We start from the raw sequence: 16236 nt of genomic DNA on the forward strand, positions 1-16236 counted from the left end.
ACCGGAGCCAATTGGTTTCTTTGTACCGTGCATTTGGAACCGGTGCGATTGGTTAACTATTGAATAAATAAAAATGAAAAAGTTTATCGGCAACATTTCACCTTTTCTGCTGCTTATCATCCCTATTTTTGTGGCGCTGCTGTTGGTGATAGGACAAACCGGGAATGAGGTGGCCCAGGAACGAATCCAAGTGAACGCATCGTTCATCTCATTGCCGGAGGAGATTAATGTTTTTAAGGTATTGCTTTGGTGATAGTGGAGCGACTTGCTTACCTTTGCACCCATGCGAAGCCATTTTTCAGCTGCACAACTTGTATTGGATGCATTAAATCTTGCTGCAACTGATTTACCATTGCTTGAACACACGGGCGAGTACCAAGACTTGGTCCGCGCCACCACACCGGACGACGTATATACCGGCTTACGGGCCATAGGTCGTATCCTGAATGCCCAGCAACGGGCCGAAACGCTGGTGGAAGCTTTGGAAGAACGTATAAATATCATCGTCCATAAGCTGAAATTTATCCCTGAAACGCATAAACCCCGCGTATTGCTTTTGCAAGCAATATCACCTCTGACAGCTATCCGACAAGCGTACCTTGATAACCTCGTACGGATTGCGGGGGGCATCCCGCTGTTGGAAACCGCGGCAGCGGGGGAACAGCCGGATATCATCATCCTGATTAGCAAAGAACCCGTACCGCAGCTCCTGAAGGAAGTGCCCGGTTTATTTTCCGCGCCGGCATGGCGGCATGTTCCGGCCATAATGCATAGCAACATTTTCATCATTCACCATAACCAGTACCTCCGTCAGCCTGGTGCACTTATAGCCGACGATGCAGAGATACTGGCCGAAATTATCCATCCGAAGTATTTTATTTTCGGTCGTGATGAAGATGTGTGGATGCGGTTTAACCTGAGCTGATTAAGCGGTACCCAACAGGTAACTTTTAAACCCTTCGAAGTCGACACCCAGGCGAACCACTGCTTTTTCCCGACCTTCCAGTGCCCTAACTTGGTCGGGGACGGCGATCTGCGCTGCGATTCGGGGCCCGAATACCTCGGGAAATTTGCACGGATGGGCCGTTGACAGGAATACCGTCGCATAATCGCCCGGATATTCCCGGCGGTACGCTTGGGTGGCTAACCAAGCAATGGCCGTATGGGGACAAGCGATATACTCATACCGATCAACCATCGATTGAATAGCTTCCCGCGTTTGTGTATCGGTAAATGCATACGCGGCAACCGCTTGCCTCACGGCGCTTTGATCTTGGCCGAATAAATCCATAATACGCACCCAATTGCTGGGGTTGCCGACATCCATGGCATTAGCCAGGGTCTGTACGGAAGGCCGCGGATCATAACGTCCGTTCCGAAGGAAACGCGGCACCGTATCGTTCACGTTGGTAGCAGCGATAAACCGCCGAACGGGCAAACCCATCTTGTGGGCCAGCAGTCCGGCACCGATATTCCCGAAATTACCGCTTGGCACAGCAAACACCACCTCTTCAGCACCCTGCGCCCGGAGTTGGGCGTATGCATGGAAATAATAAAACGCTTGAGGAATAAGACGCGCGATATTAATCGAATTTGCCGATGTGAGGCGAAACGCTTTGTTCAGCTCCGGATCGTTGAACGCCGTCTTGACCAGTGCCTGGCAATCGTCAAAGGTTCCTGCCACCGCAATAGCGCGGATGTTCTGCCCATTGGTGGTAAGCTGCGATTCCTGTATGGGGCTTACCTTGCCCTCGGGATATAAGATAGTAACCCGCGTACCTGGCACACCGAGGAATCCTAACGCCACGGCACCGCCGGTATCGCCAGATGTGGCAACCAACACATCGAGCACCCGGTCGTCGGTGGAGAGGTAAGCCATCACACGGCTCATGAAGCGGGCACCGAAATCTTTAAAGGCCAACGACGGACCGTGGAACAGTTCCAACACCGCCGTTTCATGATCCAATAGCCGCACGGGCGCATCAAAATCAATAGCGTCTTCCACAATCCGGCGGAGATCATTTGCCGGGATATCCGCTTCTTCTACAAACGCCCCCGCCACGGTAAAGGCGATTTCCTGAAAGGAAAGTCCGGGAAGGTTACGGATAAAATATGCGTCGAGCGAAGGTACCCGCTCGGGCATGTATAATCCTTTGTCTGCCGGCAAGCTATTGAAAACCGCTTCTTTCAGTGAAACACGCAGGTCTCTATTGTTGGTACTGTAAAATTGCATTATGCTGAATCTTAGTCTGGATTTTTCTGTTATGCTAACTCGCGTGGCCCTTCGGCATTCACTCCCGAAACATAGCCGTTGCTTTCAATACCCCGTTCGGTTAAATATTCCTGTATTGTCTTCGTAATACGGGTAGCGGTATCCCGGTGCTGGGTGAAAGCAAAAACGGATGGCCCCGACCCTGAAATACCGAATCCGAGGGCGCCGGCGTCCATGGCCAGCCGCCGCATTTCGTAAAATTCAGGGATAAGAATGGCCCTCGTGGGCTCGATGACTACATCGCGCATGCTACGGCCAATGAGTTCATAGTCATGAGCAAACAGCCCGGCCACCAGTCCGGCGATATTTCCCCATTGGATAACCGCATCCTTGAGGGCAACTTTTGCCCGGATCATCTGCCGCGCATCGCGCGTGGGCACATCCACATGGGGGAATACCACGGAAGCGAACAATGACGGTGGCGCGGGGATAGGTACCACATCAAGGGGGTCATACCCCCGAATCAGGGTAATACCCCCAAGCAATGCGGGGGCTACGTTATCTGCGTGACCATGGCCGCAAGCTAACTCTTCACCCTGCAAAGCGAAGGGCAGCAACTCTCGCCGCGAGAGCGGATGGCCCATTAATGCGTTGATGGCGAATAAGCCGGCTACCGTGCTGGCCGCACTAGATCCCAGGCCGCTTCCGATTGGCATGTGCTTGTGCAGGCTGATCTCAACCCCCGTGTCTGCTCGGCCGATATGGTTCAGAAAGGAGATGACGCTGGCGCTTACCGTGTTTTTGGACGGATCGCGGGGTAGTCGGCCGTCATCGCCCGTAACCTCTTTGAGTTGTACGCCCGGCGGGTCTATACGGCGGATAACCACCTCATCGCCCGGCTCATCCAACGCAAAGCCCAACACGTCATATCCGCAAACGATATTGGCTACCGTTGCCGGCGCGAATACATGTACTTGATTTTTTTCCATTGGTATCAATCAGTTAAGCGCCCACGTTAACCAAATCCGCAAAAACGCCTGCTGCCGTTACCTCGGCTCCCGCACCGGGTCCCTTCACGACCAAGGGCCGCTCCTTGTAGCGTTCGGTAGTGAAAGCAATAATATTGTCGCTGCCCGAAAGCGCATAGAACGGATGCGATTCATCGACAAATTCAAGGGCAATGCTTACCCGCCCGGCCTCCAGTTTGCCGATGTAACGGAGCACCCTGTTTTCACGCTGGGCTTTGCTTTTTAGTTCGTTGAAATAATCGTCTGCGGCTTGCAGCTCCCGGTAGAAATCATCTACGGTGGTGGCTCGCAGGCAGGCCTCGGGCAGAATGCCCCCCAACTGCACATCCTCGGGTTCCAGGGCATAGCCGGCGTCCCGGGCCAGTATCAGCATCTTGCGCATGAAATCCGTACCTTTCAGATCGTCCCTCGGGTCAGGCTCGGTATAGCCGAGCTGTTGGGCGTTCTTAACAATGTCATGAAAGGAAACATCACCCGAAAAATTATTGAAGATATACGATATGGTTCCCGAGAGGATGGCCTCAATGCGGATGATGCGGTCGCCGCTTAGCATCAGGTCTCGCAGCACACGCACAATCGGTAACCCTGCACCCACGTTGGTTTCGTAGAAAAAGTCAACACCGTGCTTACGTGCCGTATCCTTCAAGTCCCGATATTCGCTGTAACGACCGGAATTAGCAATCTTGTTACAGGTAACCACCGATATGTTTGATTGGAACAGTTCTCTGTAATAAAGGGTGGGCAGCTCACTGGCCGTATTATCAATGAATACACAATTCGGCAGGTTCATGGCCTTCGTCCGTGCAACGAACGCCGGAAGATCCGCAAGTTCGCCAGATTGCTCCAATACGGTTTTCCAATTAGCCAAATCAATACCTTCACCGCTGAAAAGCATTTTGCGCGAGTTGCTTATCCCCACCACTTTGATTTCGATGTCGTTGTTATCCAGCAAGAAAGCATATTGCTCCTGTATCTGCTTGAACAAGGTGGAGCCGATGTTGCCTGTGCCCACGCTGAAGACATGCAAGGTTTTGTTCAATTGGGCGAAAAATGCGTCATGGACAGCGTTCAGCGCCTTGGAAAGGTCGGCCTGCGAAATGATGACCGAGATATTGTATTCTGAAGATCCTTGAGCTATCGCGCGTACGTTGATGCCGTTGCGACCCAGCGCATGGAACAACTTACCGGACATGCCTGGAGTTTGCTTCATGTTTTCGCCTACAATGGCCAACACGGACAGCCGTTCTTCGATTTCGGGTTGCGACAATTTGTTGGCCTGAAGTTCCAGTTCAAACTCCCGTTCAATGAGTTGCTTTGCCCGGAGCGCCTCCGCTGGATGCACTGCAAACGTGATGCTGTGTTCGGAAGATGACTGGGTAATAAGCACGACATTGATCTGCTCGCGGGCAAGCAGCGTAAACAGGCGCCCGCTGAAACCGGCCCGGCCCACCATGCCGCTACCGACGAGGTTGATCACACTGATATCAGCAATGGATGAGATACCTTTGATGGGCAGTGCCGTGCGGCCACTATCGTGCTGGATAGTAGTGCCCCCGAAATCCGGGTTGAAAGTATTGCGGATAATGATAGGAATCTTCTTCAGGAAAGCAGGAATCATGGTCGGTGGATAAATCACCTTGGCGCCGAAGTACGACAATTCCATGGCTTCTGTATAGGAAAGTACCGGCAACGAAAATGCCTTTTTTACGATACGGGGATCTGCGGTAAGCATACCGTCCACGTCGGTCCATATTTCAATGGCTTCAGCGTTCAGTGCCGCACCGATAATGGCTGCAGTATAGTCGCTGCCTCCCCTACCCAGTGTGGTCACCCGCCCTTTTTCATTAGAGGCGATAAAACCGGTAACAAACAGGAGCTTACCCGCGTGGGCGGCTGCGAACGTCCGGATAAGCTGCTCCGAACGCGCCTGGTTTACATGAGCGCTACCGAAATGGCTATCGGTTTGTATGAGCTGGGTAGCGTCTACGAACAGTGCGTCCGGAAAGTACTGTGCGGCAATCTTGCTGATCAAAAAAGCCGAACACCGCTCGCCATAACTCAGTACCAGGTCTTTGCTTTGTAAGCTCAACTCGCGTAGGTTGTATATTCCCTGTAGCAGATCTTCCAATTCATTGAGGTAGAGTTTGAGCCGTGTAAATACCGGATTCTGGTGCTTTACGGCGATGAGCTGCTTTACCACAGCGAAATGCCTGTCTTCCAACTCCTGTAGTCCCGAAGCGAAATTCCGGCCTTCCGCGGCATTTTCCGCCAGTTGGGTGAGCAAATTGGTTACCCCCCCCATAGCAGAAAGGACAACAATGGGTTGATCGCCGGCATGCTGCGATTTCCTAACAATGTCAAGCACCGCCCGGATGCTATCAACGGTACCTACGGATGTACCGCCAAACTTAAGTATCTTCATTTTATTTATACGGTTTCTATAGCCCCATCAAAGCAAAGCGCCTTCCCGTATTCGAGGAAGGCGCTTTATGATTTTTATCGTTTCGATTACAACATAAATTACTTCCTCCGTGCGTTGCTCCCGGTGGTAGTGGATGTTGTAATGGTTGTTGTCCTATTCACAATGTTTAAAATTTCCGCGACAAAGGAAAGTTATTATTTTCAATTTCACAAGAAAAAAGTCATTTTTTTGAGATAACCTTATTTTTTAAAAAAAATCAAACAAAATTGACGAATCTCATTTTTTTCTTGGATCCCTTACATTTTTACCATAGTTTTGCGGGAAAGCGGGACATCCGCGTGAAAGATTAAGGCGACCACCAATAGCTAAATGTTTCAAAAAAAGGCACTTCAATGAAGAAAAAAATATCGGTAGCATGTGTGCTACTTGCTTGTCTATTTACCGTATCGCAGGCACAGACTACCGCCGAACAATCAACCTCAGCCCCGGCCGACCCTGATAACTTAGCAAAAGAATATTTCTCCCAAATAATGGGTGTTGCGGCATCTGCCACCACCAATACAAAGCTCTATCAGTTTATTTACGAGTGGATAGGAACGCCCTACCGCCTGGGTGGCCAGACAAAAAAAGGAATAGATTGTTCAAAATTCGCTTACGAACTCTATGACAAAGTCTTCAACACGACATTGGGGCATAACAGCCGTAACATTTATACACAAGTAAACCCCATACGGAAGGAAGATCTCAGGCCCGGTGATTTGGTGTTCTTCAAGATCAGAAGCCGTAACATCACACACGTAGGCGTTTATATCGGTGATGACAAGTTCGCGCATGCCTCCTCAAGCCGGGGTGTGATGATCAGCAACCTCAACGAAGCATACTGGAAGCGTTATTACTATAACGGTGGCAGGATGCGCATGGCGGAAAACAATATGCCGGAGGAAAACTCGTTGCAACCGGCAATGAATTAGCAAAGCATTTTTCTACAGGGGATCCGGACTACATGGTATACGTATCCGGATTTTTTATTGCCTTGAATAAAAGTTTTGCTATTTTTATCCCACATTTATATTAGGTAGCATGGCCGCAAAAAGAGTTTTAGTCCTTGACAAAGAGCAGATACGGAAAAAGTCCACGCGCATTGCCTATCAACTGCTTGAGGACAACTTCGAAGAGGAATCCTTGGTTTTGGTAGGCATAGCGGAGCGCGGCTATGTATTTGCCCAGCGTCTGAAGGCTTTACTGGAACGCATTTCGCATTTGCAGGTACAGCTGATTAAGGTGACGATTGACAAAACAAGCAGCACATTGAATGCACATACGGATATCCCTGTAGAAAGAGCCAAAGACAAGGTGGTTATCTTGGTTGATGATGTCCTGAACAGCGGCCGAACACTTGCCTATGGGATGGGCGTATTTTTCAATGTGCCGCTAAAAAAGATGCGTACGGTTGTACTGATTGACCGTAGCCACCACCAGTTCCCTATTTTCACCGACTTCTCGGGACTGAAACTATCTACCATCCTAAAAGAACACGTAACGGTGAATCTCCATGAGCACGACGGTGGCGAGGATGCTGCGTGGCTGACATAGTCCTACTCCACGGGAGCCATTAATTCACCCTGATCTTCAATGTCATGCCCGGCTTGATTTGATTGCTCTTCAAGCCGTTTGCTGCCTTGATGGCCGATACCGTTGCACCGCGGTAATTTCCCGCGATTCCGGACAACGTATCCCCTTTTTTTACACGGTAAGTAATGTAGGAACCATCATTGCTGGCGTCATTGCCCGAACGCACTTCTCCGTCGGAAACCCTAAGCCGCTGGCCGGGAACAATGATGTTCTTCTCCAGGTTATTCCACACCCGTAAATCCTGCACCGTTACGCCGTACCGTCTGGAAATCTTCTCCAATGTTTCGCCCTTACGCACTTGGTGCACTATGGCAAAGCGCCGTGTTTCTTCATTTGTACGGTTTGACGCATTGAGCACTGCGGGCTTCCCTGATGAGGCTTCATTCAGCACAGCATATAATGCTGAATAAGCTGAAGGTTTCACTTCCGGCAATACCAGCCTTTTTGGAAATTCCGGCGTACCGTTTACTAATCCGCGTTTGTAAGCAGGATTAAGCATCTGGAGCATGGATTCATCAACAGCCAGCGCCTTGGCGACCCCACTAAAAGGCACATGCCGCTGTACCCATACGGTTTCGGTGTTAATATCCAAATCGGTTTCTTCTGGCCTTATCCCGTGCTCCTCATGATATTCCATCATGTAGGTCATGGCAATAAATGCCGGCACATAATTGCGTGTTTCACGCGGCAAGTAGCGGCTTATCTCCCAATAATCGGGCTTTTGCAGACCGGAACGCTCAATAGCACGCAACACATTCCCTTTTCCGCAATTGTAAGAAGCAATGGCCAAATGCCAGTCACCGAATTCCCGATAGGCATCCAACAGATAAGCGGCCGCAGCGTAGCTTGCAGCCACCGGATCCTTACGTTCGTCGATATAACTATCCATCGCCAAATCATAGACCCGCGCTGTAGCATACATAAACTGCCATAGCCCCGTTGCTCCCACCCGTGAAACCGCATGGGGGTCCAACGCAGACTCAACGATTGAGAGGTACTTAATTTCGTCGGGCAAGCCCATCTCCGCAAATACTCGCTCGTAAATCGGGAAATAATACATGCCCAGCCCCTTCATGCGCGAGAGATGCCGACGATAACGGTCTGTACTGTACATGTCTATATACGATTGTACCTCAGCATTATAGGTCAACGGAACCGCTTTCTGCAAATACGCCAAGCGACCTTCCACCGTGGTAGGAACGAATCCGGACAGCGACGGTTCGGCAAGCTGCTCCTCTAAGTGGACAAAATTCACGTTGTCTGCAATTTCATCTAGTTGCTTATGGATGTGGTTTGCGATGCGGTTCCCCATCAGGGTATCGGGGATAACTTCGGAAAGTGAGTCAACGGGGATGGTTTTCGAAAATGCCAGCTGTAAACACAGCATACTACTCACGGCCATCGCCGAAATTCCTTTTAGTTTCATGTTCAGCTAATAGGTGTTCGTGCCATAAAGCCTTCTAAAGGACACATTACAGCCTCTTTCTGCATTAGTTAAATGTCATTGGTTAAGCATTCTACGTTGAGAAACGTGCACATATACAATTTTATTGTATGCTCCGGGCAATAAAAGGATATAAGACCCAATAAAAAGACAACGAGACCTCATACCTGCCCTGTGCCGGTACAACGTCTCGCCGATATGTTTCGTAAGGCTTCTATTACTGCTTATTCTCTTCCAATTCCTCTTTAGGGGTTTCCTTCTGACCTTCCTTGAACTCGCGGATACCGCGCCCCATGCCACGCATCAGTTCAGGGATTTTACGACCGCCGAACAACAGCAGAAGCGCCAAAACTATCAGAATAATCTCTTGTGCCCCGAGAAATAACAACACTGAATCTAACATAACCGTTGTATTAAATTATTTTATTCCATCCATTTTACACGGACGATTTTACAAATGTAGGCATAATATTTTTATTCCTGCAACTATTTCGCAAGCCAAGGCTCCGGATTTATCGGGGCTGCCCCCTCCCAAATTTCAAGATGCACTTCCGATGTACCGTCGTCCGGATCGACTAACGCGGTCCCCAATGTCTGTCCCGTTTGAACCGTTTGTCCCTTTTTCACCGTTGGGTTACTGATATTGGTATAAACTGAAAAATACTTGCCGTGTTGCAAGATTACGTAATAAACCCCGGTCATGTTCCCTACGGAATTTACCGTTCCGTCAAAGATAGCTCGCACCGGCGCGTTATTGGCTGTGCGGATTTTAATACCGGTATTATTGATGGTGACATTCCGCCCAACGGTTTGCCTTCCGAAGCCTTGGGTAATGAATCCCTGCTGTACCGGCCAAGGCAACCGCCCCCTGTTGCCTGCAAAATCCGCGGAAATCCTGGCCGCTTCCGGAGTGGACGCCAGCACTTCCGTATCGCTTTTCCGCACCGCTGGTTTTTCCGCTTCTACTTCCTTGATAGTCTTTCCCGTTCGTTCGGCTTCCAGGGCAAGCGCAGCTTTGCGGGCTTCCTCTTCCAGCCGTCTTTGTTCAGCAATCTCCCGCTGAATAGCAGTCCGTATCGCCCTCGCCAAGCGTTCATCTTCCCGCTGCTTTTTCTGCAACTCCTGTTTAAACTGCTTTTCCTGCTGGGTAAGCGCCTGCAGCACCTTGGAATGCTCGCCCTGCTCCTGGGCAATGACTTTCCGTTCTTCTTGCTGCTCATCCAGCAGTGACGCCTTCTCCTGCTTACTGGCCTCCAGTTGCGCCACTTTCAGCGCTATCTCCTTCTGCGTATTTTCAATTTCCTCAGCCCGCTTCTTCCGTGATTCGTTGAACTGCTGCAGGTATTTGACCCGCTTGAACGCCTGATTGAAATCTTTGGAGGCAAAAATAAACATCATCTTATTGTACGCATTCCGGTTGCGGAAGGCGAACATAATCATACTCTCATAATCTTTACGCAGCTTCGCCAGTTGGTCACGCAGGTTTTGGATGGTTTTATTGTGCGATGCGATTTGATTATTGATCAACCTGATTTCACTATTGATGGTGTTTATTTTCTGTTCCCGCAAACGCAGCTGAACGTTCAGCGCATTCACCTGCTTAAGCGAGAGGCTCTTATTACTGGATGTAGCTTTGAGGCTCTGGTTCAACTGCTCAATTTCCCGGTTCAGGCGCTCCCGTTGCTTTTTGAGTTCGGCACTGCTTTGGGCGTGGCAAACGGCCACGGTTAAGAAAAATGCGACTACACTTAAAACTCCTCTGATAACATCCATCGATTATACTGCTTTGTCGATCGCGCCACTTGTCCGATTATTGATTGCGAAAGTAATAAAACTACCTCGATAAATCACAAACCCTTTGGAATTATTGGACTTCCTTATAGCGAGAGGGAATGTTAAACGGCATTTCCACTGCTTTGTCATACACCACGTTACTGTATTGCATTTCCGATTTCAGGGTGAGTCCCTTAGCCATAATGGATATTCCGACTTGTTGGGGAAACGGTCTACCATCCCACAATTGATGCCCTGTATAAACCGCTGTTAATTGCTGCCCGCGCCTTTGTTCATCGAGGGAGATCCGCGAGGCCCGGTAACGGTCGTCTATCGCCACCGAATACTGCAATCCGCCGGACTGCCCGCTCAATATGCTGCCGGTTGCCGTCTGCACTACCTCAGTATCATTGTTGACTGCCGAAGCAATGACGTTACCCATCAACAAATCCTGCAGACCCGCAAAATCGAGCTCCCTGCTCGTGAATTCGTACAGGTAATCGAACGGCTTCCGGATATATTCGGATTGCAACCGATTGATGATCTTCACGCTGTCAGGTGTAATTAACACCCTCCCCGCTTCGATACCCATAAAGGCAGTTATGGAAATCCATATCGCTTTATCCCGTTCCATACGCACATTCGCCGTTACATCATAGCTATTTTTATTGATGGCGATACGGCTTTTCGCCCTTCCGCTGAACGTCGAAAATTGCGAGCGGTTCTCGCCCACGGCCCGGAGGATGTGCATACGCTCGGCGCGTGATACACGCCGTTCTTCCCCCTTATCAGTCACCGCCTTTCTTTTGGGGGCGCATGATAAAGCTACAACCGCTACCAAGAAGAAAAGCCAGCCGTTAATCAATATATTGTCTCTCATTGATCTTTTTTGATAGTTTATCAATATCCTTGCCAACCGATTCCGAAATGGCCTTTGCTTTTTTCCATTGTACAACGGCCGCATCGATACGGCCCAGCTTGGCAAGGATATCGCCGTAATGTTCCAGTAACGTTTCTGAAGGCTCTGCCGAATTTTTGACAGCCTTTTTTATCCACAACAATGCTTCGTCATACTTCCCCTGTTGAAAAAGCACCCAAGCATAAGTGTCTTCATAAGACGCATAATTAGGCAACAGTTCATTTGACAATTTGGTCAGCTTGGCAGCAAGCGGTAATTTCTCCTTTCGCAGCGCCAGGTAATAAGCGTAGTTGTTAAGGGCATAGGCATTGGTACTGTCAAGAGCAATGGCTTCTTCGAACGCAACGTCCGATTCGGCATACATCTCCAGAGAATTATAGACATCCCCCAGGTTACTGTACAGTTGGGCAAGCAGCGGCGTATGTTCTTCATTCGCGTTATTCAATGCCGCTTCCAGATATGTCCGGGCTTCGGGGTAATTCTTATTCCCTAAAAAACCGTGCCCAGTGAAAAACAGTAATAAAGTATGATTTGGGAACAACGCCAGGGCTTCCTTCCCGTGAGACTCCACCTCCGAATAGCGGCCCATTTGCAATTCAACCTGCAACAATTGCTGCCAGATACCATCGATATATTTGTTGATATCAAGCGCCTGTAAATAAGCCTCACGCGCAGTTTCCAATTCCTGCAATTGCATGTAAACGTCGCCTCTTACGGCATGCGCCTTTTCCGCCCGTGGATATTTTTCTATGAGCAGGTCGGCCAGGTCCATTAACGACTTGTCGGGTAATGCTTTCCGGCTATCCGACACTGCCGTATAAAGCACCCCCGCTTTAGCATCAATATCCAGAACATCGCTCTGAAATGCCCGGCTAAGGCATTCAAAGGCTTGCTTTGGTTTTGCTGTGGCCAGATAGGCATCGGATTTACCTAACAAAACGATGGGATCATCGGGGAATAATCTGGATGCTTCATCCAGCAGGGCCAGTGCCTTTTTGGGCGATCGCGTACTGGTATACAGCTCGGCAAGCAGAATATAAGCATTACTGCCCTCAGGCTTCTTGGATATCAGCGTTTCCAGCTCCCGGATAGCAGACTGTGTATCACCCTTGGCCCGATATACCTGCTGTTTGGTCAGGTGATAATCTGCCGTTTCCCCAAACCGCTCGGCGATGGTGTCCAACACAGCCAATGAAGCCGCATACTGCTTATTCAGGAATAAGGCATATGCTTTATCATTATAGTGGTCCGCCTTGTCGGGCTCCAGCCGGATGAGCGCATCGAATACCGGTGGCATAGCCTTTAAGTTACCTGTCTTTTTATGAATGTCCAATAGCAATATCCAGTACGCTACATTATCGGGGTTTATCCGGGCAGCCCGCTCGGCAGCCCGGCCCGCGGCAAGGTAATCTTCCCCATCAAAATTGATCCGTGCAAGTTCGAAATGGGCGGTGTCATTACCGGGCTGTAGTTCGACTACCCGTTCGAACGTCTGTTTAGCAGCTGCCAGTTGGCCTACAGATTTCTGCTGGAGCCCTTTGAAATACAAATCTCTGATAGCCAAGCTATCCCCTTCATTCGAGGCAGTTGGTTGGACTATCTCCTGCGCCATCAGGGCGCCACCGGCACACCACAGGAAAACACATAAGCAAAACGATCGTAACATCTTATAAATTATTGACATGTAAATAATGGATAGAAAGTGACCTAAAAAATGACGTTAAAAATTTTCTGTGCTGTCGCGGTTTTGAAAAATCAATTTATTTGTCGTACCTTTGCAGTCCCTAAAAATCAAGGGGATAAATATATTTATTAATTATTTCAAAACAAAGCAAGTGAATACGTTAAGTTACAAAACTGTCTCTGCCAACAAACGCACCGTCAACAAGGAGTGGATTGTTGTTGACGCTGAGGGCGAGATTCTGGGGCGCTTGTCATCCGAGATTGCAAAAGTAATCCGGGGGAAACACAAGCCTTCGTACACCCCACACGTAGACTGCGGCGATAATGTAATCGTTATCAATGCAGACAAAGTTAGGTTGACTGGCAACAAGCTCGAAGACAAGGTGTACAGCCGTTACACCGGTTATCCGGGCGGCCAGCGTTTCAGTTCTCCGAAACAGTTGTTGGCGAAGCATCCGGAGCGCATCGTGGAACACGCGGTACGCGGCATGCTGCCCAAAAACCGTCTGGGCCGCGCCCTGTTTAAAAACCTGTATGTGTATGCGGGAAGTGAACATCCGCACGCCGCGCAAAATCCAAAGACTGTTAAATTTTAAGGAGCCAAGAAATGTCAACAACTAACACTTCAGGAAGAAGAAAGACAGCAGTTGCCCGTATTTACCTTTCCGCAGGCAGCGGCAACATTACCGTAAACGGTAAAGATTATAAAGAATATTTCCCAACATTGCCATTACAATACATTGTAACCCAAAGCACGGAAGTAGCCGGCGCAGCGGGCAACTATGATGTAAAAGTTAACGTAGCTGGGGGTGGCATCAAAGGGCAGGCAGAAGCGGTCCGCTTGGCCATTGCCAAAGCCCTTATTGAGCTTAACCCCGAGGTAAAATCTGCACTGCGAGCCAAGGGATTGGTAACGCGCGACGACCGGATGGTGGAACGTAAGAAGCCGGGGCGCCGCAAAGCGCGCAGAAGGTTCCAATTCAGTAAACGTTAATTTTTTAAGGAGAATCAAACAATGGCAAGAACAACATATCAAGAGTTACTGGATGCAGGTGTGCACTTTGGCCACCTTACCCGCAAGTGGGATCCGAAAATGGCCAAGTACATTTTCATGGAGCGTAACGGCATCCACATCATCGATTTAAATAAAACACTGGTTAAACTTGAAGAGGCTGCTTCGGCCATCAAGCAGGTCGTCAAATCCGGCAGAAAAGTATTGTTTGTGGCTACAAAAAAGCAAGCCAAAGATATTGTGGCCGCACAAGCAAAAGCCGTAAACATGCCTTATGTGACCGAACGCTGGCTGGGCGGTATGCTTACCAACTTCGCCACCGTACGCAAGTCCATCAAGAAGATGTCCAACATCGATAAGATGACCAAAGACGGCACATACGATGTATTATCAAAAAAGGAAAAATTGATGATACAACGCGAGCGTATCAAGTTGGAAAACCTGTTGGGTGGCATTGCCGACCTGAATCGTCTGCCGGCGGCTTTGTTCATCGTCGATGTGAAGAAAGAACACATCGCTGTGAGCGAAGCGTTGAAATTGAACATCCCCACCTTTGCCATGGTGGATACCAATTCCGACCCAACGCACATCGATTTTCCGATCCCAGCTAACGACGACGCCACGAAGTCCATCAGCCTTATCACTGAACTTATTGGCAAAGCCATTCAGGAAGGACTGGAAGAACGTAAGCGCGACAAAGAAGAGGAAGCCGAGCGGGAGGCTGCTGCCGCAAAAGCGAAAATAGACAGCGGTGAAGAACCCGAAGCGACAGTAGAGGCAAAAGATGCTGATGCCGGCAAACGCCCGCGCAAAGCTAAAGCGGAAGCAACTGCCGAAGCTGAAGACAATACGCAAGACGGAGAATAACACTTAATAGAAACCGGATGGTAAACAGCAGGTTTCGGAAGCATTATCTTTCCGTTAACCGATTGCCGTCCGGTTTTTTTATAGGTAACTTGCCGGGGTAGTAAAAATACATATTCGTAAATCACAAATAAGGAAAATAGCATGTCCACAGTACAAATTTCCGCATCAGATGTAAATAAACTGCGCCAGCAGACCGGTGCAGGCATGATGGATTGTAAAAAAGCATTAATAGAAGCCAATGGCGATTTCGAAGCAGCCGTTGACTATTTGCGAAAAAAAGGCGCGAAAGTAGCGGCAAGCCGCCAAGACCGCGATTCAAATGAAGGCGTAGTCATAGCCAAAACCACGACAGACGGCAAAAAAGGGGTCATTATTGAATTGAACTGCGAAACCGACTTCGTAGCCAAAAACGCTGATTTCATTGCGTTTGCCGAAAACGTAGCCGAAGCGGCTATTAATCAGGCACCGGCATCGCTGGAGGCGCTTAAAGAATCACAGATAAACGGTGTGAAGATTTCCGATCTGTTGCTTGATCAGACCGGCAAAATCGGCGAAAAAATCGACGTCTCCAAATACGAAACGGTTGAAGCCGAAAAAGTAATCGCCTATATCCACGGCAACTACCGTTTGGGCGTATTAGTAGGCCTTAACAACGCAGCAGCAGAAGGAACCGATGACGCGGGTAAGGATGTGGCTATGCAAATTGCCGCTATGAACCCGGTAGCAATTGATAAGGGAGATGTGGATGCACGCACCATCGAGCGCGAACTGGAAATTGCCAAAGAACAAATCCGCGCGGAAGGAAAGCCCGAAGAGATGGTTGAGAAGATTGCACAGGGCAAGTTAAATAAATTCTACAAAGAGTCTACACTACTAAATCAAGAATTTGTAAAAGACTCGTCCAAAACCATTGCCCAGTTCCTAGACAGCGTATCGAAGGGGCTAACAGTAACGGTATTCAAAAGGGTGCAGCTTGGTGTCTAAATCACGCGCACGTTGATAACAACACCTCCTCCAGACGCCTGTTCTGAGAGGAGGTGTTGTTTTTACACCTCAACTTAACTAAACATCCTGGCCGTTTTGGTTGTTATATAACTGGGCGTTAAAAATTTTGTTATTTTTATTCCATTAAAAAATTTTTTCGTAACTTGGGTGTAATGTAACTGTAAGACTGGTATATTAACAAACAGTTAACACACCGTTCCGGATACAAGCCCACAGAGACCCCAAGGGTTAAAGTTGCT

General features: G+C 49.0%; 16 protein-coding genes. 8 read left to right on the forward strand and 8 right to left on the reverse strand.

Annotation, left to right across the window (positions count from 1 at the left end; all coding sequences use genetic code 11):
- Positions 1-73: 73 nt before the first annotated feature.
- Together BM030_RS10135 and BM030_RS10140 are read left to right on the forward strand one after the other, a co-directional pair.
- Positions 74-253 carry a hypothetical protein gene (locus BM030_RS10135; RefSeq protein WP_090973479.1) on the forward strand — a complete coding sequence of 60 codons (180 nt, stop codon included), beginning with the start codon at positions 74-76 and terminating at the stop codon, positions 251-253.
- Between the two features lie 30 nt (positions 254-283).
- Entirely contained in the window at positions 284-925 is a 642-nt protein-coding gene (locus BM030_RS10140; RefSeq protein ID WP_090973480.1) for an ABC transporter substrate-binding protein, read from the forward strand.
- Here BM030_RS10140 and thrC read toward each other — a convergent pair whose 3' ends face one another.
- The 3 genes from thrC to thrA are packed head-to-tail and all read right to left on the reverse strand — an operon-like array spanning position 926 to position 5662.
- On the reverse strand, positions 926-2233 hold the full coding sequence (thrC, locus tag BM030_RS10145; protein WP_090973481.1) for a threonine synthase: 1308 nt from the start codon (positions 2231-2233) through the stop codon (positions 926-928).
- 29 nt (positions 2234-2262) lie between these two features.
- Positions 2263-3201 (reverse strand): homoserine kinase, encoded by a 939-nt coding sequence (locus tag BM030_RS10150; RefSeq protein WP_090973482.1) that lies wholly within the window; start codon positions 3199-3201, stop codon positions 2263-2265.
- Positions 3202-3214: 13 nt separating this feature from the next.
- On the reverse strand, positions 3215-5662 hold the full coding sequence (gene thrA, locus BM030_RS10155) for a bifunctional aspartate kinase/homoserine dehydrogenase I (RefSeq protein WP_090973483.1): 2448 nt from the start codon (positions 5660-5662) through the stop codon (positions 3215-3217).
- Between the two features lie 392 nt (positions 5663-6054).
- On the opposite strand from thrA, the gene BM030_RS10160 reads away from it, so the two are divergent.
- Together BM030_RS10160 and BM030_RS10165 are read left to right on the forward strand one after the other, a co-directional pair.
- Positions 6055-6633, forward strand: coding sequence for a C40 family peptidase (locus BM030_RS10160; protein ID WP_090973484.1), 579 nt, complete (start codon positions 6055-6057; stop codon positions 6631-6633).
- Between the two features lie 109 nt (positions 6634-6742).
- The gene (locus BM030_RS10165) at positions 6743-7255 is read left to right on the forward strand and encodes a phosphoribosyltransferase family protein (protein ID WP_090973485.1); all 513 of its coding nucleotides are present in this window, start codon (positions 6743-6745) and stop codon (positions 7253-7255) included.
- Between the two features lie 19 nt (positions 7256-7274).
- Here BM030_RS10165 and BM030_RS10170 read toward each other — a convergent pair whose 3' ends face one another.
- From BM030_RS10170 to BM030_RS10190, 5 genes are all read right to left on the reverse strand, one after another.
- A complete protein-coding gene (locus BM030_RS10170; RefSeq protein ID WP_090973486.1) occupies positions 7275-8720 on the reverse strand; it encodes a LysM peptidoglycan-binding domain-containing protein in 1446 nt (481 codons plus the stop codon).
- A gap of 235 nt (positions 8721-8955) precedes the next feature.
- Positions 8956-9141 carry a twin-arginine translocase TatA/TatE family subunit gene (gene tatA, locus BM030_RS10175; protein WP_090627988.1) on the reverse strand — a complete coding sequence of 62 codons (186 nt, stop codon included), beginning with the start codon at positions 9139-9141 and terminating at the stop codon, positions 8956-8958.
- Positions 9142-9224: 83 nt separating this feature from the next.
- Entirely contained in the window at positions 9225-10511 is a 1287-nt protein-coding gene (locus BM030_RS10180; RefSeq protein ID WP_090973487.1) for a murein hydrolase activator EnvC family protein, read from the reverse strand.
- A gap of 91 nt (positions 10512-10602) precedes the next feature.
- Positions 10603-11391: a lipoprotein insertase outer membrane protein LolB1 gene (locus tag BM030_RS10185; protein ID WP_170845696.1), complete on the reverse strand. Its 789-nt coding sequence runs from the start codon at positions 11389-11391 to the stop codon at positions 10603-10605.
- Positions 11369-13096, reverse strand: a complete 1728-nt coding sequence (locus BM030_RS10190; RefSeq protein ID WP_170845697.1) for a tetratricopeptide repeat protein — start codon at positions 13094-13096, stop codon at positions 11369-11371. Before BM030_RS10190 ends, BM030_RS10185 begins: the two co-directional genes overlap by 23 nt.
- A gap of 169 nt (positions 13097-13265) precedes the next feature.
- Between BM030_RS10190 and rplM the strand changes: the two genes are divergently transcribed.
- From rplM to tsf, 4 genes are all read left to right on the forward strand, one after another.
- Positions 13266-13709 carry a 50S ribosomal protein L13 gene (gene rplM, locus BM030_RS10195; RefSeq protein ID WP_090973570.1) on the forward strand — a complete coding sequence of 148 codons (444 nt, stop codon included), beginning with the start codon at positions 13266-13268 and terminating at the stop codon, positions 13707-13709.
- Between the two features lie 11 nt (positions 13710-13720).
- A complete protein-coding gene (gene rpsI / locus BM030_RS10200; protein WP_090973490.1) occupies positions 13721-14107 on the forward strand; it encodes a 30S ribosomal protein S9 in 387 nt (128 codons plus the stop codon).
- A 21-nt stretch (positions 14108-14128) separates the two neighbouring features.
- The gene (rpsB, locus tag BM030_RS10205; RefSeq protein WP_090973491.1) at positions 14129-14992 is read left to right on the forward strand and encodes a 30S ribosomal protein S2; all 864 of its coding nucleotides are present in this window, start codon (positions 14129-14131) and stop codon (positions 14990-14992) included.
- A 141-nt stretch (positions 14993-15133) separates the two neighbouring features.
- Positions 15134-15976, forward strand: coding sequence for a translation elongation factor Ts (gene tsf / locus BM030_RS10210; protein ID WP_090973492.1), 843 nt, complete (start codon positions 15134-15136; stop codon positions 15974-15976).
- Positions 15977-16236 lie beyond the last annotated feature (260 nt).

It is taken from the genome of Parapedobacter composti, from assembly GCF_900112315.1.
Taxonomy (GTDB): Bacteria; Bacteroidota; Bacteroidia; order Sphingobacteriales; family Sphingobacteriaceae; genus Parapedobacter; species Parapedobacter composti.